This window comes from Kaistella antarctica (assembly GCF_900109615.1).
Classification (GTDB): domain Bacteria; phylum Bacteroidota; class Bacteroidia; order Flavobacteriales; family Weeksellaceae; genus Kaistella; species Kaistella antarctica.
In genome coordinates this window covers 487,768-509,786 of sequence record NZ_FOIX01000001.1, presented here as the reverse complement: position 1 = coordinate 509,786, position 22,019 = coordinate 487,768, and the positions used below count along the sequence as shown (strand labels likewise).

Genomic DNA, 22,019 nt, shown 5'->3' with positions numbered 1-22,019 from the left:
TTTTATTATTTATCTTTATCCATTCAAATAAACTACAGATGGCAGACAAAGCGAAATTCATCCAAGAACTTACGACGAGATACACCCCAAAAGGTGAATTTATCACTTTAGGAAAAGCAATGCTCGATGGTGAAGTTGTAACGGAAGTTGATATAAAAATTCCTTTAAAAACAATCAACCGCCACGGCTTAATCGCTGGCGCAACGGGAACGGGTAAAACCAAAACGGTTCAGGTTTTTGTAGAGCAACTTTCGCACGCTGGAATTCCATCTTTGGTTTTGGATATCAAAGGAGACTTTTCTGGAATTGCGGAACCAGGATCAGAAAATGCAATTATTACCGATAGATATTCAAAGACCAAACTCCCTTATCAATCACAATCTTTTCCGGTGGAACTCATGTCGATTTCTGGTGAAAAAGGGGTGAAACTTCGTGCAACCGTTACAGAATTCGGACCATTACTTTTAAGTAAAATCCTAAATCTAAATGATACGCAAACCAGCATCATATCGATTGTTTTTAAATATTCGGATGATAAAGGCTTGCCTTTGATTGACCTTGAAGATTTGAAAAAATTACTCCAATATCTAACTGATAACGACCGTGGAAAAGCAGATTTAAAAAGCAGTTACGGTTCTATTTCGCCAGCTTCTTTGGGAGCAATTTTACGTTCAATAGTTGCTTTGGAGCAGCAAGGTGCAACCAAATTATTTGGAGAACCAAGTTTTGACGTTAATGATTTATTAGAAACCCGCGACGGAAAAGGAGTCGTCAATATTTTAAGAGTTCAAAACATTCAAAGTCAACCCCAACTTTTTTCTACTTTTATGCTTTCTCTTTTTGCCGAAATTTATATGACCTTCCCGGAAGAAGGCGATTCGGGAAAACCGAAATTTGTGCTATTCATTGATGAAGCGCATCTCATTTTTAAAGAAGCAAGTAAAACTTTATTAGCACAAATTGAGACGATGGTAAAACTCATTCGTTCAAAAGGTGTCGGAATTTATTTTATTACTCAAATCCCAGGCGACGTTCCAGAAAATGTTTTAAGCCAACTGGGAATGAAAATTCAGCATGCACTCCGTGGTTTCACGGCAAAAGACCGAAAAGAAATTTTAAAAGCGGTAGAAAATTACCCGATAACAGAATATTACGATGCCGGACAACTCATACAAAATCTGGGAATTGGTGAAGCCTTCATCACGGCTTTAGATGAAAAAGGAATTCCAACTCCTTTGGTCCATACTTATTTAATTTCACCCGAAAGTAGAATGGATATCTTAACTGAGTCAGAAGTTTCTACTTTGACGGCTAACTCTGCACTCGTGAAAAAATATGAGCAAACTGTCAATAAAGATTCCGCTTACGAAATGCTGACAACCAGAATGGACCAAGCGGTACAAGATGCCGCCCCAACCATAAAAAAATCGGTGACCAAAGAGCAACCAAACGTTTTTCAAGAAGTAATTGGCAGTAGAGCCGGAAAAACTTTTATGAATACTTTTGCCAGAGAATTGGGTAAATTTGCTTTAGGAATGATCACAGGAAAAAGACGATAATTTAATCACAATAATTTGTATTCAGTAATAGATATAGAAAGCAACGGTGCACCTTTCCGTAAAGAAAGCATCATCGAAATCGCCGTGTATAAATATGACGGCCACCGCATTGTTGACCAGTTTATTTCTTTGGTCAATCCCGAAAGTGACATCACGCCATTTGTTCAAAAATTGACGAGCATATCGCCAAAGATGGTAAAAACTGCGCCTAAATTTCACGAGCTTGCCAAGCGAGTCGTTGAAATTACGGAGCATACTACTTTGGTCGGACACAACATTGAATTCGATTACAGAATGCTTCGCCAAGAATTTAAAAGGTTAGGTTATGAGTTTAAAATCAATACGATAGACACGATTCCGTTAGCCAAGAAATTGATTCCTCAAGCTGAAAGTTACAACTTAGGAAAGCTGGTGAAATCTTTGGGAATTCCTTTGGTGCATCAACATCGCGCGTCTGGAGACGCTAAAGCAACTTTGGAATTGTTTAAATTATTAATGATCAAAGACAAGGATTCTGAAATCATTCAACAACATCATGATGAGGTGAACGAGAAATCTTATTTGAATAAGATCCGCGATCTGACCCAAGATCTACCCGCAGAAAAAGGCATTCTCTATTTTCAGGATCAAGATGGGAAGATCATTTTTTCGGATTTTGTAGATGATTTAAATAAATTTTCAAAGGGCGTTTTTCATTCCAAATCAAAACGCTGGATTACGATTCAGGAAGACGTGGAGCAAATTCAATATGAATTAACTGGAAATGATATTCTGGCAAAATTGATGATGAAAACAAAAGGCTTGAAAAAAACCGAAAAATTACCATTCGGTCTTTACCATAAAAGTGAAAAATATTTCGTTGATAAAATCAGCAATCAGCAAGTTGACAAACCTTTACTGAAATTCAAATCTTTTACTCAAGGAATAAAGGCAGTGAGTTTTATCAACAGCAGAGGTGATTTAAAAGAAGTGAAAAATCTTCAACAGCTTTTGGCCATTCATAAAAAAGATGAATTATGGTTGTCAACCGGAAGAACTTTAGGTGAAAAATCATTCTTAGTTTTCGAAAAAGGGAAATTGAGTGCGTATGGCTTTTACGAATTATATACTCAAATAGAATCACTGCAAAAATTATCAAGTTTAAAAATTGATATCGATTTTTCGACCGTAGATCTGCAAAATGATTTAAAATTGGGACTTTTGAGAGGAGATTTCGAAATTGTGCCAACTCCTTTAAAATAAATAGTATAGAATTAAATTAAAAATTTTATTTTTGACCAGAATTTAACGAAAGAAAATAATGAACGTTCTTAACTCTATAAAAAAGGTTGCTGCAAAGGGAAAAAAGTTTTTCTCTAAAGCAAACTCCGTGGATTAAGGGCAGGTATTTTAATAATATTGTGAAGCAGGCCTTTTTGGGGTCTGCTTTTTTAATTTAACAAAACAAGATTTTATGACCGATAAAAATTTAATGAAGATTGCCGAGGAATTCGGAACACCAACTTATGTGTATGACGCAGAAAGCATCAAAAATCATTATGAAAAACTAACCTCTTCTTTTCATAAAAGCACGCGATTTTTCTACGCTGCAAAAGCCCTGACCAATATTAATATTTTAAAATATATTAAAAATTTGGGCGCTGGCTTAGATTGCGTTTCAATAAATGAAGTGAAATTAGGTTTGAAAGCAGGATTCACTTTTGACAAAATTCTCTTCACACCCAATTGTGTTGATTTAAAGGAGATTGAAGAAGTAATGGGTTTAAAGGTTCACATCAACATTGATAATATTTCAATTTTGGAACAGTTCGGAACCAAGTACGAAAATTCTTACCCGATTTTCGTGAGAATAAATCCGCATATTTACGCGGGTGGAAACCATAAAATCTCAACAGGACACATCGATTCTAAATTTGGGATTTCAATTCACCAACTTCGTCACATTACGAGAGTCATGAAATCGACCAACCTTCGCATAGAAGGTCTTCACATGCATACTGGAAGTGAGATAAAAGATCCAGAAGTTTTCATCCAAGGTTTAGAGATCATGTTTGAAATGTCTGAACATTTCCCCGATTTAAAGTATATCGATATGGGAAGCGGCTTCAAAGTTCCTTATCAAGACGGTGATTTAGAAACTGATGTAAAAACTTTAGGGAAAAAAGTAGAAAAAGCGCTGTCGGATTTCCAAAAAGAAAGTGGGAAAAAATTCGAACTTTGGTTTGAACCGGGAAAATATCTGGTAAGTGAAAGCGGACATTTCTTAGTAAAATCGAATGTCATTAAACAAACCACTGCAACTGTTTTCGTGGGAATTAATTCTGGTTTCAATCACTTAATTCGCCCTATGTTTTACGATTCTTATCACATCATCGAAAACCTTTCTAATCCAAAAGGAGCTGAAAGAATTTACACTGTTGTCGGAAACATTTGCGAAACCGACACGTTCGCTTGGGACCGAAAATTAAATGAAGTTCGCGAAAATGACATTTTAGTTTTCAGAAATGCTGGAGCATATGGATTTGAAATGAGCTCGAATTTCAATTCCCGTTTAAAGCCTGCCGAGGTTTTCTTTCTAGATGGAACAGCGCATTTGATCAGAAGAAGGGAAGAATTCGATGATTTACTGAAGAATCAGATAGAAGTATTATAAATGTCATGTCATAATACTTTTTTATGAGTACCCTTTTCGTAAATTTACGTATTAAATAAAATACAATGAAAAGATTATTATTATTAATGATTTTCGCTTTTGGTTTTTTCCAGGCACAAGATGTAGAGGAATTACAAGAAGGCTTCTTTTTTTCTGAAACCAGTAAAAATTTTTTCCGGGTCGATATAAAAAAACCTTACGACTATTATAAAGTAAGCTCTTGTTCTGACGAGGCGCAATTTATACGAGCACAGTTCGAAGGTGGTGACGCTTCCTTTAACAGAGAACTTTTCAGATACATTTCTGCGTATGTAGATAAAGAAATTTATGTTGTGAATGGAACCTTTTTTCTCCACATGGACATTGATAAAGCCGGAAAAGTCACTGGTCTTAAGATTACTCCGAGAGTTGATAACAGCGAAGGATTTTTACGAGACTTAAAATTCGCGGTCGGAAAAATTAAAAAGAATTGGACGCCTTCAAAATGCAACAACGTTCCAGTTGATTCCCGAATCAGAATTAAATTAAACTTTGTGACGGAAAGTATTGACGTTTAACGCCAATCGAACTTAAATTATTAAAAACTTTGCGAATATTCGCAAAGTTTTTTTACTTTTAAGAAATGAAACAAATTCTACTCCTTCTAATTTTCTTCGCTACCATCTCCCATTATGGGCAAATGAATCCCGCCGAATCATCACCGAAAGAGTTGGACAAAAATGCATCTTATAAGCTGGGCAAAGCAAAATTGGACAAAGAATTTAAGCGCGCGTTAACTTATACGGTGGCTGAAAACTACGTCATCAACGGAATTGTGACGTTTTCACTTCATATCAATGATGCTGGTTTAGCAAAGATTGTTGATATAAAACCTAAATTTAAAAATCATCAATTATTGCTAGACGACTTGAATTATGTCTTGCGAAAAACTCACAAAAATTGGGAGGCCGCCGAAAAAGATAACAAGAAGGTAAGTTCAATTTACCATTATCAAATTAACTTTAATACAGAAGTTTACGATCACGATTAATAGCTCTCAACTCAAAACTTATGAAAGTATTTCTTTTTTCATTTTTAATGGTTTCTGCGTGCTTTCATTCGCAGTTTTTAGAAAGTTATCCTGAAGATCAGGTTTCTTATACTGGCGGCGATACGGCTTTCTACAAAGATTTCCACCAGATCCTTAAAGATCAAAATATTTCTCCGTGTGAAAACAAGGAAGAAATGTATGAGCTTAAATTGGTCGTTTATGAAGATGCTACCGTAAAAATCGTCAAAGAGCAGAACGCAGAAAAACTCGAGAGAAATAAATGTACTTACGAAATCATTAAAAAAGTTTTACCAGAGATGACCGGTTGGAATCCTGCAATCTATCAAGATAAAAAAATGCCGGCCGTTGCCGAGTTCCCTATTTATTTGAATGATTTATTCGATAAATTTCCGAATGGTTATGCCGCCTCAAAATATATTAAGCAACCCGAGTTTCCGGGAGGATTGCAAAAATTTAGAAATAAATTTACAGGAGCAATCCGAATTCCAAACCTGGATCATACCAATGGAGAATTCACCTTGCGAATCGCTTTTGAAGTCAACGAGCAAGGCCAAATGGAAAACGTTCGACTCTTAGATAAAACTGGCTACGACCGCTTTGACGCCAGCATTATTAAAGGCATTCAGTACATGAAATACAAATGGCAACCAGGAAGTTTACACGGCATTCCCATTAAGACCACCCTTAAAGTTCCTATTCATTTTACTTTTCACTAATCTGCCATTCTGTCACAGAAATTTGTATATTTGCACCCTCATTTTGAATTTAAAATCTAAAATTCAGAATCTAAAATTTTATTACGGTGCAAGAAAAATATATAGACGAAACCAAACAGGGCGAAGCTTTTGCCATCGCAGAAAAACCAGAAAACGGAAAGAAACTATTCTTGGAAAGCTACGGCTGCCAGATGAATTTCTCCGATTCCGAAATCGTTGCTTCCATTCTAAACGACCAAGGTTATAACACAACTTTACTTCCAGAAGAAGCAGATTTAATTCTATTGAACACCTGTTCGATTCGTGAAAAAGCCGAGCAAACCGTTCGGATGCGACTCGCTCAATTCAAAAATTTAAAAAAACAAAAACCAAGTTTAACGGTCGGTGTTTTGGGCTGCATGGCTGAACGTTTGAAAACCAAGTTTTTGGAAGAAGAACAATTAGTCGATTTAGTTGTGGGGCCTGATGCTTACAGAGATTTACCTAATTTATTAAAAGAAACCGAAGACGGCCGCGATGCCATTAACGTTATTTTATCAAAAGATGAAACCTATGCCGATATCAATCCCGTTCGTTTAGGCGGAAATGGAGTTACGGCATTTGTGACCATCACTCGAGGTTGTGATAATATGTGCACGTTTTGTGTGGTTCCGTTTACGCGTGGACGTGAACGCAGCCGCGATCCACATTCGATTATTAAAGAATGCCAAGAACTTTGGAATAATGGTTATAAAGAAATTACCCTTCTCGGCCAAAACGTAGATTCCTATCTCTGGTTTGGAGGAGGCGCTAAAAAAGAATTTAAAAAAGCCAGTGAAATTCAGCAATTAACTGCTGTTAATTTTGCCCAATTGATGGAGATGGTGGCCATTGCAGTTCCACAGATGAGACTTCGGTTCTCGACTTCCAATCCACATGATATGAGTACTGATGTTTTCAAAATCATGGCGAAATACGATAATATTTGCAAATACATTCACCTTCCAGTTCAAAGTGGAAGCGATAGAATGTTGGAAAAAATGAACCGTCAACATACACGCGCAGAATATTTAACTTTGATTAATGCAGCAAAAGAATTGTTACCTGGAGTTTCCTTTTCCCAAGACATGATCATCGGATTCTGTGGCGAAACTGAAGAAGATCATCAGTTAACTTTATCACTGATGCGCGAAGTAGAATACGATTACGGCTACATGTTCTCTTATTCTGAACGACCGGGAACGCCGGCAGAAAAGAAAATGGAAGACGATATTCCAGCAGATGTTAAGCAAAGAAGACTGGCCGAAGTTATTGCTTTACAAGGCGAGCTTTCCCGAAAAAGAATGCAAGGTTATGTCGGCAGAAATCATGAAGTTCTTATTGAAGGAACTTCCCGTAAAAACGATAACCAATGGAAAGGCCGTAATTCTCAAAATGCAGTCTGTGTTTTCGATAAACTGGAAGGGCAAAAATTAGGTGACCTTGTGACCGTTTTCGTACACGGAAACACGCAGGGAACGCTTTTGGGAGAAACGGTTTAGGATTTATTTAGGCAGACATTTCCGCCTTCCGTTCCCAATCTTTTTGTTTCGCTGCGCTCCACAAAAAGGATTTCCACTCAAGTCGGGCTGCAGCTCATTTAGAAAAAATCAGGTTGGTTAATATTTAAAACAATTGTACATCTTACATTGTACAATATACAAAGACAAAAATGACAGACTTACAATCTATAAAAACACGCTTCGGCATTATCGGAAATTTTCCGGTGCTCAATCGGGCGTTGCAAAAAGCAATTCAGGTAGCGCCAACAGATATTTCTGTTCTGGTCATGGGAGAAAGTGGGGTCGGAAAGGAATTTATTCCTAAAATCATCCACGGGGAATCGCGGCGTAAGCATCAACCTTATATTGTGGTCAACTGTGGCGCAATCCCAGAAGGAACAATTGATTCTGAATTATTCGGACATGAAAAAGGCGCCTTTACGGGAGCAACATCTACCCGGAAAGGGTACTTTGAAGTGGCTGATGGCGGAACTATTTTCTTGGATGAAGTAGGTGAATTACCCGTGCAGACTCAGGTTCGTCTGCTTCGTGTTTTAGAAAGTGGTGAGTTTATGAAAGTCGGTTCTTCCCAAGTCCAAAAAACCAATGTGAGAATTGTCGCAGCGACCAATGTCAATATGCTTAAGGCTATTAATGATGGAAGATTCCGTGAAGATTTGTACTATCGTTTAAATACCGTCCAAATCGATATGCCAGCTTTGCGCGACCGTAAGGGCGATATCCATTTGCTTTTCAGAAAATTCGCTATCGATTTTGCAGAAAAATACAGAATGCCAGAATTAGTTCTTGCCGACGATGCGATTCATTATTTAGAAAATTATCCTTTCCCTGGAAACATTCGTCAGTTGAGAAACTTGGTGGAACAAATGACGGTTGTAGAACAAGAAAGAATGGTCAACTCCGTGAAGTTGGCAGAATACATTCCAATCCAAACTCAATTGCCAGCGGTAATTCAAAAAGGCAGCGGGATTTCTTCGAACGAATTTAATTCGGAACGAGAAATTATGTACAAAATCCTTTTCGACATGAGAAATGACTTGAACGATTTAAAATCATTAACTTCAGAATTGATAAAAAACCGTGAAAACAGTGACTTAAGTCATCAGGAAAAAAACTTGATCAATCGCGTTTTCACGCCAGAAACTCAAAGTCAAAACCCAAATTCGATATTGTATTTTGAAAACCAAAAACAGTATCAAAATTCATCCGTTATTTCCAAAGCAGATGAAGACTATGAAGATGTCGAAGATATTGAAATCGAAGAAACCAAAGAGGATTCACTTTCTCTTCAAAACAATGAAAGAGAGCTAATCGTTAAAGCTTTAGACAAACACAAAGGCAGACGGAATAAGGCCGCCGACGAATTAGGGATTTCTCAAAGAACTCTTTACCGAAAAATAAAACAGTATAATCTAGAAGACTAATGAAGAGATTTAATATTGCAGAAATGAAATTGCACACGAGGCGAACCCGCTTCATTTGGCTCTTTTTCCTTGGCTCTTTTTCCTTGGCTCTTTTAAGTTCTTGTTACAGTTTCACTGGCTCATCATTGAGTCCAGAAACTAAGACGATTGAGATTCGAGATTTTCCTAATAACGCTCCCTTAATGAATGCGAGTTTGTCACAAGAATTTTCGACCGCGATACAGAATCGGTTTCTGCAGCGAACGACTTTAAAAGGAACCAAAGAGAAACCAGATATTTTAATTGAAGGAGAAATTACAGATTATTCCATCACGCCGACTACCATTTCCAGTTCGGTCAACGCACCAGGCGGAAACATTCAGGCAGCTCAAAACAAATTGACGATTACAGTGAAAGTGCACTATGAAAACAATGTTCCCAATGAAGAAAGCAAGAGTTTCGACCGAACCTATTCTGACGAAGCAGTTTTCAGCAGCGATTTAGATATTAACACCATTGAAACTTCGCAAGTTAAAGTGGTGAACGAGAGAATCATCAATAAAATTTTTAATGATATTGTAGCCAATTGGTAAGATGAACGGAAGAATTTTAGAATTAGCAAAAAACCCAGAATTATTTCAGATCAAAGATTTGGAATTACTGAACAGTGAGATTAACAAACATCCTTATATTCAAAGTTTACGAGCGCTTCATCTCTTGGGAACTCATCGTTTGAAGCCGGAAAATTACGCCAATGAACTTTCGATTACGGCAGCTTACACGACGGATAAAAAAATACTTTATCAGTTAATCAACTCGACTAAAGAAAATAAACCTAGCGAAAATACAGTTGTAGAACCAATAGTTACGGACGAAATTTTAATAGAAGAGCCGCTTAATAAATTCACAGAGATAGAATCTAAAGTTGTTGAAACTCCGAAAGCAGTTTACGTCAATGGAGAATTAAATCGCATTTTATTTGAGGGTGAAGAGGATTTCTTAGAAAGAGAAGATGAGGTCATCGATCTGGAATCAACGATAGAATCAGGAACGATTGTTACCCAAAAAATTGATGGAGCAATCAATCCAACAGACAAAGAAAAGTTTCACGAATCGAAAGCTGCCGAAACTTTTAGCACAGAAACGATTATTAAACAAGAATTCATTGCTGATGATACTGAAATAATTAAAAATCCTGCCGACCTTAGTTTTCATGAAGTAGCTGAAATTTTACCTGAGGTAGAAATTAAAGCAAATGTCGAAAACTTAGAAAATCAAGATTTTAAGGAAGCTAAAGATGCTGAAAACTTTAGTAAAGAAACAATCATTAAAGAAGAGATAATCGCTGAGGAAGATTCCATCATAGACGATCCAAGTAAACTAAGCTTCCATGCTACTGAGGAATTTTTACCTGAGGTAGAAATTGAAGCAAATGTCGAAAACCTAGAAGCAGAAGAAAGTCAAGGCTTTAAGGAAGTTAAACATGCTGAAACTTTTAGTAAAGAAACAATCATTAAAGAAGAGATAATTGCTGAGGAAGAACCTCTTATTGAGGATCCAAGTAAACTAAGCTTCCATGCTACTGCGGAATTTTTACCAGAAGTTAAAATTGCTCCAAGTCCAGAAAAAGCAGAAATTCAAGAAATTGCAAAACCATCTTTTAACAAACATGAAGAGGAAATGCAACGACTGATTGCAGAGGTTGAGGCGAAAATGAAAGCTTCAAAAACGCAGAAGAAAACGGCAGAAGAAAAAGAGGTTGCACCTAAAAGCGCAGAAATTAATTTCTCTGAAACCCAGAGCTTTGAAGTCATAGAAACAGAAGAGAAAGAAATCGAAACCGTAGAAAAGGAGAATGCTGTAGAGGAACCGGTTGTTCAGGAAGTAGAAGAAATAGCGGCCATTGTTGAAATTCCAGAAGTTCAACAACAAGACATTTCATCACAAACAATGGATGCGAAGGATGATTCTGTGGCAGAAATTAAACCGGCATGGCAGCCAATGTCTTTTTCAAGCAATACTCCAGATGCTTTAATTTCTAAAAAGCAGGAACAAATTCCGGTAAAAAAGGAAGAGGTAAAAGTAGAGAAAATCATCATTAATAAGGAGGAAGAAACCAAGTCCGCGGAACAAGAAACACAATCGACTGATCGACCAATTTTCAATGGTTCTTTCTTCACCGAAAACGTAACTTCTATAAACAAAGAAGACAAAAATGTAACAGTTCAAAAAGAGGAAAGAGTCGCTGAAAGCACTGAAGACAGTAATGTCCCAACTTTTATCAATACTTGGCAAAGTTGGTTAAAAATTGATCGGACAAAAGAAGTAACAAAAGAAAAAATAGAAATTTCAATTACCGAAATTAAAAATAAAGTCATTGAAAACTTTATCGAAAAAGAACCCCGAATTTCGAAATTAAAAGAAGAATCTGATTTCGTAATTAAGGAAAGGAACGATGATATTTCACATTTGATGACCGAGACTTTGGCCAATTTGTACACCGAACAAAAACTCTATGCAAAAGCAATTAAATCGTACGGCCTACTTTCTGAAAAGCATCCAGGAAAGAAAACTTATTTTGATGATAAAATAAAAGAAATCAAAGAATTACGTCAGAACAAATAAACAAATAGCCCACTAAATTGAGTGGGTTATTTTCATTCTATATTTTTGCGATCGATTGCTTCAACATTAATTGTCTTAGAATTTCGATCTGTGTTAAAACTGCGGAATTTTCGCCAAAGTTTTCGACCTAAAACTAAAATAATTACGATTAAAATAATTGTTGCGATAAAAGCAATAATCGGTGCGGCCATGGCTAAAATCGACATAATTCCAGCTCCTGCAGTTTCGGTTGTGGCGACGACAGAATTACCCAAACCACCAGTTGTTGCCGTAGAAGCTGCGCGAGTTCCCGCAAAACCTGAACTTATTGCGGCAGCCGTGCCACCACCGGCAATCAACGCCAAAGTCCATTGTGGGAATGTTCCTAAATCTGCAAACTGACTAGCGAACATAACTGAACCAGCAATTGTCGCCAAAGGAATGGACATGGTATCTAAAAGATGATCTATAAAAGGGATGTAATACGCCAGAATCTCAACGACCGTCGCAATTCCAGTCGTTATCAAAACGGGCAAACCTGAGAGCCACTGAAAATTTTCATTCATCGGAATCCAGCCCATAAAAGAAGCAAGACTCACGGCAAACATGGGTAGAAAAACGCGGAAACCAGTAGCGGCAGCCAATCCAATTCCCATGAAAGCACTTAGAATATACGGTAAATAGGGAATATTATCAAGCATTCTTTTTCAATTTAGTATTTATTGTTTTCCAAATTTACAATAATTGTGCTATGATTTTAAACTTTACTTAATTGAGTCACATAGTTTTAAAAAATTTTCTTCTACTACTTTAAAATGACCAGGCATTTCTTTCGAAACCCAAAAAACCATTGATAACGAATTGGAACCGAATTTTTCTACAAACAATTCTTTATTTAAACGATAACATTCTCGCAATAATCTTTTAATTCTATTACGATCGTGCGCTCTTTTGAAATGTTTTTTAGAAACAGAAACTCCTATTTTTTGATTGTCAAAAGTAAATTCTTCCTGAGGTTTCAGATCTAAATTCAGCGTCATAATTCGTAAATTATCACAGGTTTTCCATTTGCCTTTTTCAAATAGCAAACCGATATGTTTTTTATGTTTCAATTTTTCCTCCTTCGGAAGTTTGAAATCACTCATCTCTTTTGATTAAATAATTGATGACTTCTGCGGCTGCATACAGTCCAAAAATTGCGGGAATGTAGCTGATTGTTCCATAGAAAGACCTTTTAAAATTACTACCATCGGTCATTTTTAAACTTTCTTCATCCTGAATTTCTGTGGAAAAAACACATCTGATTCCTTTGTCGATATTTTCTTTTTTCAAACGTTTTCGAACTTGTTTGGCAAGATGACAACTTTGGGTTTTATGAATATCACGAACGATTACTTTCGAAGGATCCATCTTTCCCCCAGCACCCATACAACTTACAATTTTCACTTTTCTTCGCCGCGCATTTAGAATTAAAGTAACCTTTGGCGAAACACTGTCAATACAGTCTAAAACATAATCGTACTGATGATTATCGAAGATTGTTTCCATATCTTCTGGATTTAAAAACTGGTTAAGTTGCGTTAAATCTAAGTCGGGATTAATATCTAAAAGACGCTCTGCCACTACTTCTACCTTAGCTTTACCAAGTGTAGACTTCAAAGCTGGGAGTTGTCGATTAATATTGGTTAAATCGACTGTGTCGCCGTCAACAATAGTCATTTTTCCCACGCCGGCTCTTGCTAAAAACTCTGCGGCAAAAGATCCGACACCGCCTAGACCAACTACTAAAAGGTTTGCTTTCTGCAGTTTTTCTAAGCCTTCGTCTTTAATCAGCAATTCTGTTCTTTCAAGCCAGTCTTTATTCATCATCAGTGGGAAATATTAAAAATTTTTAAATTTTGCTGAATTTGTAATTGAAGGTTTTCAAGGGTCATATTTTTTAAGTCAGCCACTTTTTGATAAAGTAATTCAATATTAAAATTCCTACCATCAGTTTCTAAAAATAGTTTTTCAGGTGGAAAACCTTTAACAAATTCCTGCAAATTTACATTTTGCAAAACAGATTTTCCAAAACTTAAATAGAAATCGTGTTTTTGTAATTCATCAGCGATGGTTTTCCTCTTGTTAAAACCGTGAATAATCATGGGAACTTCTGCTATCTTTTTAAAATGAATTATTTGAGAAAACCTTCTGACACAATGAATGAGCAAAGGTTTGTTTCTGTCATTTGCTAACTCAATTTGCCTTACAAATAGCTCCTCTTGCAGATCGTCATCAACCTTAATCAATCCATCTAAGCCACATTCACCGATTGCCAAGCAACGTTCATGTTTGCTAATTTCTTTTAACCAATCAAACTGATCTTCGCTAAAATCCATCATTAAATTTGGATGAATTCCCGCCGAAAAATATCCATTGGGTGGTGATTCTCCAACATTTAAATTATAAATCCCAGTCATCCTTGTCGAGATATGATGGTGCAAATCAAAATCAGTCATGATCAAAAATAACCAAAAAACAGCTATATATGCCTTAAACATTTGTTTTAAAAATTCTTAAAAATTTATTAACTTTACTAAAACAATAACACAGATGAAGAAAAAATTTACTGAAAAACAAATTCATATTCTCAATGTTGCTGAAAAACTGATTGCAAAAAAGGGGTTCGAAGGAACATCCGTTCGCGACATTTCTACCACAGCTAACATTAATGTAGCGATGATTTCCTACTATTTTGGGTCGAAGGAAAAAATGATGTCCTATCTCTACCGATATCGCGTTCAAAAAACAAGAGAGAGTTTTGCAGAGTTTGCCGAAACCGTAAGAGACGGTAAACCCGAAATGCAAATGAAAGAATTGATTAAATATGTAGTTAGTCAGTTATTTAAGTTCAATTATTTTCATGGTTTTGTAACACAGGAACTTCGGCATACAGAACATTTGAAAGAAGATCTCTTAGAATTCTACACCACTTTCACTTCAAAAATAGATGACGTCATTAAGAAAGGAGTTACGTCAGGCGTTTTTAATAATGCGCCGAAACCTGAAGACATTTTGACTTTAATGGTCGGATCTTCTCTTTTCGTCATTAGAAATAAAAATTTTTACGAATTATATGTCTCAGGCAAAGAGGAAAATTACCTGGATGAAGCCGAAAAAAAAATTCTGGCGAACCTTTTAGTAACCATTTTTTCGCTTCTAGGTTACCAAACTGATTAATTTAATAGTTAAATAATCATAAAAAAATATCTATTGATAAAAAAGTTATATTTTTGCACCCTAAACCGCAGAAATTAAAATTCAATTAATTTCTGCTATATTTTATTTATGAAAAAATATTTGATTATTGCTCTTGCATTCTTTGCATTATCTGCCTGCAACAGGCAACAAGATTTAGCCTTGAAAAGTGCAGATAAAGATTATATCTTAAAAATTGCCAACGAAAAATTTGAAAAGAAAAAATGGAAAGACGCTTTGTCTTTGTATGAAAGACTTTCGAACTTGGTGGCCGGTACGGATGATGCACCAAACGTGGTTTACAATTCTGCGTACGCAAACTATTACGACAAAAACTATAAATTGGCGGGGCATCAGTTCAAAAATTTCTCGGTAACATTTCCACAAGATGCGCGTGCTGAAGATGCAGCGTACATGTCGGCATTGTGTTATTATGAAGGAAGTATGGATTATAATTTAGACCAAACCAGTACCGATCTAGCCATTAACGAACTTCAAAATTTCCTTAATAATTATCCGAATTCTGAAAGATCAAAAAACATCAATGAACTTATTGATGAATTGACGTATAAGTTAGAGTTTAAAGCTTACGAAAATGCCAAGCAATATTACAAGATGGCCGATTATAAGGCTGCGAGTACAGCTTTTGAAAATGTTTTAGATGATTTCCCTAGTACGAAACTTCGTACTAAAATCTACGATTACATGCTAAAATCAAAATATGAACTGGCTGTCAATTCTGTTTATGCATTGAAAAAAGACCGTATTGAAAATGGTTTATCATTTACAAAACAAATCGAAAGAGAAGTTCCTGGAACAGAAAATGCAAAAACTGCGACTGAACTTAAAAACAAATTAGCCAAAGAGAAAGAAGTTTTCGCTGAACTCGAGAAAAAAGTAGAAGCCAGAAATAAAGAAATGAAAGAGAAAATGCAGGAAGCAGAAGCGACAATCAACTTAGAAAAAGATAAGCGCGACGCCTCTAAATTACAACGAGACAGTGCTGTTTTGGCAACTCCTACTCCAGCGGCAACTTTCGAAATCAAAAAGTAATCCGTACATTTGCAAACTCTAAATATAACAACCAACTGAAAATGAGCGTAAAAGATTCTAAAGCCGAATTAAGTACCATAACTTACGATAGAGATAAAATCGAAGAAAACGTAGGTTCTATCTACGAAGCAATCGTGGTGATGGGAAAAAGAGCAGAGCAAATCAATGCGGAAATCCGCACTGAGCTTCATAATAAATTAGATGAATTTGCAGTGCACAATTCAACTCTTGAAGAAGTTTTTGAAAATAAAGAACAAATCGAGATTTCTAAACATTACGAAAAACTTCCAAAACCAACTTCAATTGCGATTCAAGAATGGTTAGACGAAGAAATTTACTACCGAAAAACTGAAGAAAAAATTTAATTATCTTTTCTTTAAATCTTATAAAAGTCACAAAGCTAATTGCTCTTGTGACTTTTTTATTTAAGATATTAGAACCTAATTATCTGTTCGTAAAAATTTGAGTAAATTCGTTCAACTTTTAAATCTTGATTAATGAAACTTCACGGTAAGAGAATCCTCATCTGTATTTCTGGTGGAATTGCTGCCTATAAAATCAATTACCTCATCAGAGATTTCATCAAAAAAGGTGCGGAAGCTCAAGTTTTAATGACTTCATCCGCGGAACAGTTTGTTTCAAAACTCACACTTTCTACCCTTTCCAAAAATCCAGTTTACAGCGATTTCTATTCGGACAATGGCACCTGGAATAATCACGTAGAATTGGCGCTTTGGGCAGATATTATTTTAATGGCGCCTTGTACGGCAAACACCTTATCCAAAATGGTTCACGGCATGTGTGACAACTTAGTGTTGGCTACGTACATGTCGGCCAAATGTCCAGTTTTTATAGCGCCGGCGATGGATTTAGATATGTATCAACATCCTTCCACAAAGCTGAATCTAGAATTAGCGGAAGATTTCGGTCATCATATTATTCCAGCCGAGGACGGCGAATTAGCCAGCGGACTATCTGGTGTAGGAAGAATGGCTGAACCCGAAACTATTTCACAAATCATTGAAGATTTCTTTAATTCAGATAAAAGTTTAACTGGAAAAACCGTACTCATTACGGCTGGTCCAACCTATGAAGCCATTGATCCCGTTCGATTTATTGGAAATCATTCATCCGGGAAAATGGGATTTTCTATTGCTGAAGAAGCTGCCAATCGAGGCGCGAACGTCATTCTGATTTCTGGACCGAGTTCTGAATTAAGCAATCATCAAAATATAGAAATCTTTCGGGTGACTTCTGCAAAGGAAATGTTTACTAAGGTTTTTGAATATTACGAAAATGCAGATATCGCCATTGCAAGTGCCGCTGTTGCAGATTATGCTCCGAAAGAAATTGCTCAGGAAAAAATTAAAAAGAGTGAAGATTCGCTAACGATCAAGTTGGTAAAAAATCCAGATATTTTAAAAACCATGGGCGAAAGGAAAACCAAACAATTCTTAGTAGGTTTCGCTTTAGAGACTCAAAATGAAGAAGAAAATGCGAAAGGAAAACTTCAGAAAAAAAATCTGGATATGATTGTCTTAAATTCTCTTCGCGATGAAGGGGCAGGTTTCAAAGGTTCTACCAACAAAATTAAAATTATTACAGAATCGACTGTTACTGAATTTCCTTTAAAATCAAAAACAGAAGTTGCCAAGGATATTTTAACTTTCATAGAAGAACAGATTCTGAAATAATATCCTTAAATTTCCGTTTCAAAACTTTACCTTAATAATGAAGAAACTTATTACGATATTCGTCCTTATCTTCTCGTTTAATCTGACTTTTTCTCAAGAGCTCTTGGCAAATGTACAGGTTAACACTCAACAGTTAAGTGGCAGTAATATGCAGGCTTATAAAACTTTAGAAAAGAATCTCCGCGATTTTATCAACAATACCAGCTGGACGGGCAAGAAATTACAGAATTTCGAAAAGATCAAATGTAATTTCGCAATCGTTATCAATGAAAAGGCGGGAAGCAATAATTACAAAGCGAGCATCGTGGTACAGGCAGTACGGCCCGTTTTTAACACCACTTATGAAACCCCACTTTTAAATCTTAACGATACCAATTTTAGTTTTGATTATACCGAAAACGAAAACCTGGTCTTTAATGAAAGACAGTTTTCTGGTAAAAATTTAATTGATGTAATTAGCTTTTATGTATACACTATTTTAGGTTACGATGCCGACAGTTACAAGGTTAGAGGTGGACAGGAATGGTTCGAGAAAGCTCAAAAAATATCAAACAACTCTCAAAATCAAAACTTCGCTGGATGGTCGATGATGGAAGGCACAAGAACCCGCGCGGCCTTAGTTGACAACATGTTAAAGCCAGAGCAAAATACGCTAAGAAATCTTTACTACACGTATCATCGTGCGGGTTTAGACAATCTGGGAAAACAAGATCAGTCCTCTGGAAAGAAAATTATTGCTGATGCATTGTTGCAATTGAAAGCTTATGAAAATAATTTCCAGATGAATTATCCGGTGAATATTTTTATCGATACTAAAAAGCAGGAAGTCTTTGACATCTTTAGTAACGGAAATAATGCGAACGTGAACATGGCTGATTTAAAAGCGCTTTTCACCATTCTATCTCCGAAAGATATTGATGGCAAATGGAACAAGTGGAAGTAATTTCTGAGTTTCCGATTTCGATAATTTAAAAGAAATTTTCAAAACGAGCTTGTTAAAGATCTGTTAACATAGGTGTTTTCGGCCTCTTCATTTCTTTTTACTGTTTCATACTCTCTTTTAAAGTCTTAAATTTACAAGCCGAAATTAAAATGATAATTTCGCAATTGATTTAAAATATGCTTTCAAGAATTTTCATCCAAAACTTCGCGCTGATCGACTCACTCGAGATTACTTTGAACAAAGGTTTACAGGTAATTACGGGAGAAACTGGCGCTGGGAAGTCGATTATTCTGGGAGCCTTGCGATTGATTTTGGGTGAACGCGCAGACGTAAAATCTATTCAAAGCTCGGATGCTAAAAGTATTGTTGAAGCTGAATTCATTATAAATGAAAACTTCAAAATCTTCTTTGAGGAAAATGATTTAGACTTTGACGTGAACACCGTAATTCGAAGAGAATTGTTACCAACCGGGAAGTCACGTGCTTTTATCAATGACGTTCCGGTCACTTTAGAAATATTAAAAAAACTTTCTGAAAAACTGATTGACATTCATTCCCAGTTTGAAACTTCCAATTTGTTTGACGAAGAATATCAGTTTAAAATGATTGATGGACTTTCAAAAAACAAAACTTCGATTATTAAATATCAGCAGGATTTTTCTGATTATAAAAAGTTGGTAAAAGAACTGGAAGATTTTAAAAATCAACTTGCTGAAGGTAGTAAAGAAAGCGATTATAAAGTCTTTCTATTGGAGGAATTACTTGAAATTAATCTGGATCTTTTTGACTTAGAAGATGTTCAAAATAAATTAAGTAAGCAGGAAAACGCCGAAACGATTGTAGAAAATCTGTCAATTATTTTCAATAAAATGGATCAGGAAGAAGTCGGCGTACTCGATTCTTTGCTGGATGTTAAAACTAAACTGTCAAAAGTCGCGTCGCTGTCTCACGAATATTCCAGGTTGAACCAAAGATTAGAGGAACAGTTCGTAGAATTTAAAGATTTCCTTTTCGATCTACAAAATGAAGCTGATAAAATGGAAACTGATCCCGAAGTTCTGACCGATTTGTCATTGCAACTCAATAAAATTAATTCTCTATTTCTAAAACATAAAGTTAATTCTGTAGAAGGCTTAATCGACATTCGAGATGAAATTCAGAATGAGCAAACTGGGTTTGCAGAATTAGAATTTCTAATCAATCAGACGGAGCAGAAAATCGCAATCGCTGCTGAAGGTTTGGAGAAAGCTTCGACTGAATTATCACAAAATCGTAAAAAATCAGTTCCCGGTTTCATTAAAAAAACGGAGAAACTATTAAATCAGTTAGGTTTAGAAAAAGCCAAGATTGAAGTTCAGTTAACGGACTTAAAAAACTTTACCAATTTCGGTAAGGAAAATATTCAATTGTTATTTCAGGCAAATTCTGGTTTTCCCTTAAAGCCCATTCAAACGGCAATTTCAGGTGGCGAGCGTTCACGCGTAATGCTATCCATTAAAAAGTTTATGGCAGAAAATGCGGAACTTCCAACTTTAATTCTGGACGAAATCGATACTGGAGTTTCCGGGAAAGTTGCCGAGGAGATCGGAAATGTGATGAAAGACATGTCCGAAAACATGCAACTCATCGTTATCAGTCACCTCGCACAAGTCGCTGCTAAAGGAAACGACAATTACAAAGTGATCAAGCGAGAAGTTTCTGGTAAAACGCAATCAACCATCATTTCTTTAAACCAAGAGGAGAAACTGCAGGAAATCGCCCAACTTCTTTCGGGTGCACAAATCACCGAAGCTGCCATTTCGCAAGCTAAAGAATTGATGAAATAAAAGCTTTTGAAGGATGGACTTTCTTTATGCTGGAGTTTTACTATTTTTCGGGATCTACCTTCTCTTATTTTTAAGAATCAAAAGAAATTCTTTAAAAGAAACTTCAAAATTTAGAATACCAAGCCCTGATGATTTAGGCGAACTTTTTCAAATGTACTTAATCCTTACAATTCTTGTTGGTTTCATCATTTATTTCATCTTTCGATAATTTATTTGTAACATTTTACTTATTTTTAGACTTATCTTTAAAAGTAAGACTATGTACTGGAGACTTCTACAACTTGAATTCAAAAATTTTATACGTAATCCGCAATTCGGAGCAAACCTTGGAATGAAAATTTTGATGTTTTTCGGAATGGCTTATTTCAGTGCGATTTTCGTGGCATTGCCGTTCATTCTCTATTTCTTTGCAAAGAAAAAAATGATGGCAGATCCGCTGCTGATTTTTTGCAAATTCTTCATCTACTATTGGGCTTTCGATTTAATCATTCGTTATTTTCTGCAGCAAATGCCCACGCAAAACATCAAACCTTTTCTCACTTTAGGGATAACCAAGAAGAAATTGGTAAATTACACCGTCATCAAAATTCTTGTCAATTTTTTTAACTGGGGGAATTTATTATTTCTGCTACCTTTTGCTGGCTTATTAATTTACGACGGTAGCTATTCAGTGACCCATTTGATTATGTTTACCATCGGAATTTTTGCCGTCTTCTACTTTAACAATTTTCTGAATATTTTACTAAACGGAAAAGACTTGGTTTTGTACATCGTTGTTGCGGTGATGGCGAGTTTAGCTGCCTTAGAATATTTCAAAATCATTGAACTTTCGTACTATTCGCAACGATTATTCTATAGTCTTTACGAATATGCTGGCGTCTTTTTAGTTCCAGTGCTTCTAGCAATTTTGACCGCCTATCTCGCCTATCAAGAAATTTATAAAAACTTTTACTTGGATAAAGGATTAGAGTTAAAAATTGCTGAAGGGAAAACCGAAAACATTGCTTTCTTCGATCGATATGGCGTGATGGGAACTTTTATTAACAATGACATTCGGTTGTTGAAAAGAAGCAAAGCTGCCAAATCTGCCTTATTTGCCAGCGCAATGTTTCTGCTCTACGGTCTATTGACTTTCACAAAAGGATATGACAATAGTTTCATGCAAGTCTTTATGGGAATATTCGTCACAGGTGGATTCATGTTGATGTTCGGTCAGCGAGTTCCAAGTTGGGACAGTTCTTATTATCCTCTGATGATGACCTCCAATGTTCCTTACAAAGAATATTTGAAAGGAAAATGGTCTTTAATTATTATCGGCATTTCAGTCTCGATTGTTTTGTCCTCTTTCTATCTTTTAATCAGCTGGGAATTCTATCTCACCGTGTTTGCGGCGGGATTGTATAATTTAGGTGTGAATTCTTACATCACCCTTTTGGCCGGAGCATTTAATAAAAAACCAATTGACCTCAACTCGAAAAGTAAATCGTTTGGTGGCGGTACCAATAACTTCAATATGAAAACCATGTTGCTCACCATTCCACAAATGTTGCTACCAATGGCGGTTTTTGCAATCGTAAAATATTTCTTGGGAATTTATCCCGCGGTTGCAAGTTTAGGGATTTTAGGAATTATCGGGTTTATGATGAGAGATAAAGTCTTCGGTTACATTGTTAAAGTTTACAAAACCCAAAAATATTCCACCCTCGATTCTTTTAAAAACGCATAATTCTCCAATTTAA

General features: G+C 36.0%; 21 protein-coding genes. 17 read left to right on the top strand and 4 right to left on the bottom strand.

Annotation, left to right across the window (positions count from 1 at the left end):
- Positions 1–38 precede the first annotated feature (38 nt).
- The 10 genes from BMX49_RS02425 (at position 39) to BMX49_RS02380 (ending at position 11,548) form a co-directional block, all read left to right on the top strand.
- Entirely contained in the window at positions 39–1,559 is a 1,521-nt protein-coding gene (locus BMX49_RS02425) for a helicase HerA-like domain-containing protein (RefSeq protein ID WP_034718316.1), read from the top strand.
- 15 nt (positions 1,560–1,574) lie between these two features.
- Positions 1,575–2,801 (top strand): 3'-5' exonuclease, encoded by a 1,227-nt coding sequence (locus BMX49_RS02420; RefSeq protein ID WP_034718313.1) that lies wholly within the window; start codon positions 1,575–1,577, stop codon positions 2,799–2,801.
- A 211-nt stretch (positions 2,802–3,012) separates the two neighbouring features.
- Positions 3,013–4,212, top strand: coding sequence for a diaminopimelate decarboxylase (gene lysA, locus BMX49_RS02415; RefSeq protein ID WP_034718311.1), 1,200 nt, complete (start codon positions 3,013–3,015; stop codon positions 4,210–4,212).
- Positions 4,213–4,277: 65 nt separating this feature from the next.
- Entirely contained in the window at positions 4,278–4,769 is a 492-nt protein-coding gene (locus BMX49_RS02410; protein WP_051803647.1) for a hypothetical protein, read from the top strand.
- A gap of 65 nt (positions 4,770–4,834) precedes the next feature.
- Positions 4,835–5,242 (top strand): hypothetical protein, encoded by a 408-nt coding sequence (locus tag BMX49_RS02405; protein ID WP_034718308.1) that lies wholly within the window; start codon positions 4,835–4,837, stop codon positions 5,240–5,242.
- A 20-nt stretch (positions 5,243–5,262) separates the two neighbouring features.
- The gene (locus tag BMX49_RS02400) at positions 5,263–5,979 is read left to right on the top strand and encodes an energy transducer TonB (protein WP_034718306.1); all 717 of its coding nucleotides are present in this window, start codon (positions 5,263–5,265) and stop codon (positions 5,977–5,979) included.
- 86 nt (positions 5,980–6,065) lie between these two features.
- A complete protein-coding gene (gene miaB, locus BMX49_RS02395; protein ID WP_034718303.1) occupies positions 6,066–7,499 on the top strand; it encodes a tRNA (N6-isopentenyl adenosine(37)-C2)-methylthiotransferase MiaB in 1,434 nt (477 codons plus the stop codon).
- Positions 7,500–7,669: 170 nt separating this feature from the next.
- On the top strand, positions 7,670–8,944 hold the full coding sequence (locus BMX49_RS02390; protein WP_034718301.1) for a sigma-54 interaction domain-containing protein: 1,275 nt from the start codon (positions 7,670–7,672) through the stop codon (positions 8,942–8,944).
- Between the two features lie 23 nt (positions 8,945–8,967).
- Positions 8,968–9,516: an LptE family protein gene (locus BMX49_RS02385; RefSeq protein ID WP_034721095.1), complete on the top strand. Its 549-nt coding sequence runs from the start codon at positions 8,968–8,970 to the stop codon at positions 9,514–9,516.
- Between the two features lies 1 nt (position 9,517).
- A complete protein-coding gene (locus tag BMX49_RS02380) occupies positions 9,518–11,548 on the top strand; it encodes a DUF8458 domain-containing protein (RefSeq protein WP_034718299.1) in 2,031 nt (676 codons plus the stop codon).
- A 32-nt stretch (positions 11,549–11,580) separates the two neighbouring features.
- Here the strand turns inward: BMX49_RS02380 and BMX49_RS02375 are convergent, their stop codons facing one another.
- The 4 genes from BMX49_RS02375 to BMX49_RS02360 form a co-directional block, all read right to left on the bottom strand.
- Entirely contained in the window at positions 11,581–12,228 is a 648-nt protein-coding gene (locus BMX49_RS02375) for a DUF4126 domain-containing protein (protein ID WP_034718296.1), read from the bottom strand.
- Positions 12,229–12,291: 63 nt separating this feature from the next.
- A complete protein-coding gene (rnpA, locus tag BMX49_RS02370; protein ID WP_034718293.1) occupies positions 12,292–12,672 on the bottom strand; it encodes a ribonuclease P protein component in 381 nt (126 codons plus the stop codon).
- Positions 12,665–13,393: a tRNA threonylcarbamoyladenosine dehydratase gene (locus BMX49_RS02365; RefSeq protein ID WP_034721092.1), complete on the bottom strand. Its 729-nt coding sequence runs from the start codon at positions 13,391–13,393 to the stop codon at positions 12,665–12,667. The genes rnpA and BMX49_RS02365 overlap by 8 nt, the downstream gene beginning before the upstream one ends.
- 2 nt (positions 13,394–13,395) lie before the next feature.
- Positions 13,396–14,067 carry a TatD family hydrolase gene (locus tag BMX49_RS02360; RefSeq protein ID WP_246005103.1) on the bottom strand — a complete coding sequence of 224 codons (672 nt, stop codon included), beginning with the start codon at positions 14,065–14,067 and terminating at the stop codon, positions 13,396–13,398.
- Positions 14,068–14,119: 52 nt separating this feature from the next.
- Between BMX49_RS02360 and BMX49_RS02355 the strand changes: the two genes are divergently transcribed.
- The 7 genes from BMX49_RS02355 (at position 14,120) to BMX49_RS02320 (ending at position 22,006) form a co-directional block, all read left to right on the top strand.
- Positions 14,120–14,746, top strand: coding sequence for a TetR/AcrR family transcriptional regulator (locus BMX49_RS02355; RefSeq protein WP_034718287.1), 627 nt, complete (start codon positions 14,120–14,122; stop codon positions 14,744–14,746).
- Positions 14,747–14,854: 108 nt separating this feature from the next.
- Positions 14,855–15,817 (top strand): outer membrane protein assembly factor BamD, encoded by a 963-nt coding sequence (locus tag BMX49_RS02350; RefSeq protein ID WP_034718284.1) that lies wholly within the window; start codon positions 14,855–14,857, stop codon positions 15,815–15,817.
- Between the two features lie 41 nt (positions 15,818–15,858).
- On the top strand, positions 15,859–16,182 hold the full coding sequence (locus BMX49_RS02345) for a DNA-directed RNA polymerase subunit omega (protein ID WP_034718281.1): 324 nt from the start codon (positions 15,859–15,861) through the stop codon (positions 16,180–16,182).
- A gap of 132 nt (positions 16,183–16,314) precedes the next feature.
- On the top strand, positions 16,315–17,511 hold the full coding sequence (gene coaBC, locus BMX49_RS02340; RefSeq protein WP_034718278.1) for a bifunctional phosphopantothenoylcysteine decarboxylase/phosphopantothenate--cysteine ligase CoaBC: 1,197 nt from the start codon (positions 16,315–16,317) through the stop codon (positions 17,509–17,511).
- A gap of 37 nt (positions 17,512–17,548) precedes the next feature.
- Positions 17,549–18,454 carry a type IX secretion system protein PorD gene (gene porD, locus BMX49_RS02335; protein ID WP_034718274.1) on the top strand — a complete coding sequence of 302 codons (906 nt, stop codon included), beginning with the start codon at positions 17,549–17,551 and terminating at the stop codon, positions 18,452–18,454.
- A 176-nt stretch (positions 18,455–18,630) separates the two neighbouring features.
- Complete coding sequence (locus tag BMX49_RS02330) at positions 18,631–20,280, top strand: DNA repair protein RecN (protein WP_034718271.1); 1,650 nt, start codon at positions 18,631–18,633, stop codon at positions 20,278–20,280.
- A 259-nt stretch (positions 20,281–20,539) separates the two neighbouring features.
- Positions 20,540–22,006, top strand: a complete 1,467-nt coding sequence (locus BMX49_RS02320) for a DUF5687 family protein (RefSeq protein WP_034718268.1) — start codon at positions 20,540–20,542, stop codon at positions 22,004–22,006.
- Positions 22,007–22,019: the final 13 nt, after the last annotated feature.

Excerpts from the sequence above, each read along its gene's own strand:
- BMX49_RS02380 (WP_034718299.1), top strand. The coding sequence starts at position 9,518 with ATGAACGGAAGAATTTTAGAATTAGCAAAAAACCCAGAATTATTTCAG.
- BMX49_RS02405 (WP_034718308.1), top strand. The coding sequence starts at position 4,835 with ATGAAACAAATTCTACTCCTTCTAATTTTCTTCGCTACCATCTCCCAT.
- BMX49_RS02390 (WP_034718301.1), top strand. The coding sequence starts at position 7,670 with ATGACAGACTTACAATCTATAAAAACACGCTTCGGCATTATCGGAAAT.
- BMX49_RS02425 (WP_034718316.1), top strand. The coding sequence starts at position 39 with ATGGCAGACAAAGCGAAATTCATCCAAGAACTTACGACGAGATACACC.
- BMX49_RS02365 (WP_034721092.1), bottom strand. The coding sequence starts at position 13,393 with ATGAATAAAGACTGGCTTGAAAGAACAGAATTGCTGATTAAAGACGAA.
- coaBC (WP_034718278.1), top strand. The coding sequence starts at position 16,315 with ATGAAACTTCACGGTAAGAGAATCCTCATCTGTATTTCTGGTGGAATT.
- BMX49_RS02350 (WP_034718284.1), top strand. The coding sequence starts at position 14,855 with ATGAAAAAATATTTGATTATTGCTCTTGCATTCTTTGCATTATCTGCC.
- porD (WP_034718274.1), top strand. The coding sequence starts at position 17,549 with ATGAAGAAACTTATTACGATATTCGTCCTTATCTTCTCGTTTAATCTG.
- BMX49_RS02345 (WP_034718281.1), top strand. The coding sequence starts at position 15,859 with ATGAGCGTAAAAGATTCTAAAGCCGAATTAAGTACCATAACTTACGAT.
- BMX49_RS02320 (WP_034718268.1), top strand. The coding sequence starts at position 20,540 with ATGTACTGGAGACTTCTACAACTTGAATTCAAAAATTTTATACGTAAT.
- BMX49_RS02410 (WP_051803647.1), top strand. The coding sequence starts at position 4,278 with ATGAAAAGATTATTATTATTAATGATTTTCGCTTTTGGTTTTTTCCAG.
- BMX49_RS02400 (WP_034718306.1), top strand. The coding sequence starts at position 5,263 with ATGAAAGTATTTCTTTTTTCATTTTTAATGGTTTCTGCGTGCTTTCAT.
- BMX49_RS02385 (WP_034721095.1), top strand. The coding sequence starts at position 8,968 with ATGAAATTGCACACGAGGCGAACCCGCTTCATTTGGCTCTTTTTCCTT.
- lysA (WP_034718311.1), top strand. The coding sequence starts at position 3,013 with ATGACCGATAAAAATTTAATGAAGATTGCCGAGGAATTCGGAACACCA.
- BMX49_RS02375 (WP_034718296.1), bottom strand. The coding sequence starts at position 12,228 with ATGCTTGATAATATTCCCTATTTACCGTATATTCTAAGTGCTTTCATG.
- BMX49_RS02330 (WP_034718271.1), top strand. The coding sequence starts at position 18,631 with ATGCTTTCAAGAATTTTCATCCAAAACTTCGCGCTGATCGACTCACTC.
- rnpA (WP_034718293.1), bottom strand. The coding sequence starts at position 12,672 with ATGAGTGATTTCAAACTTCCGAAGGAGGAAAAATTGAAACATAAAAAA.
- BMX49_RS02355 (WP_034718287.1), top strand. The coding sequence starts at position 14,120 with ATGAAGAAAAAATTTACTGAAAAACAAATTCATATTCTCAATGTTGCT.
- BMX49_RS02360 (WP_246005103.1), bottom strand. The coding sequence starts at position 14,067 with ATGTTTAAGGCATATATAGCTGTTTTTTGGTTATTTTTGATCATGACT.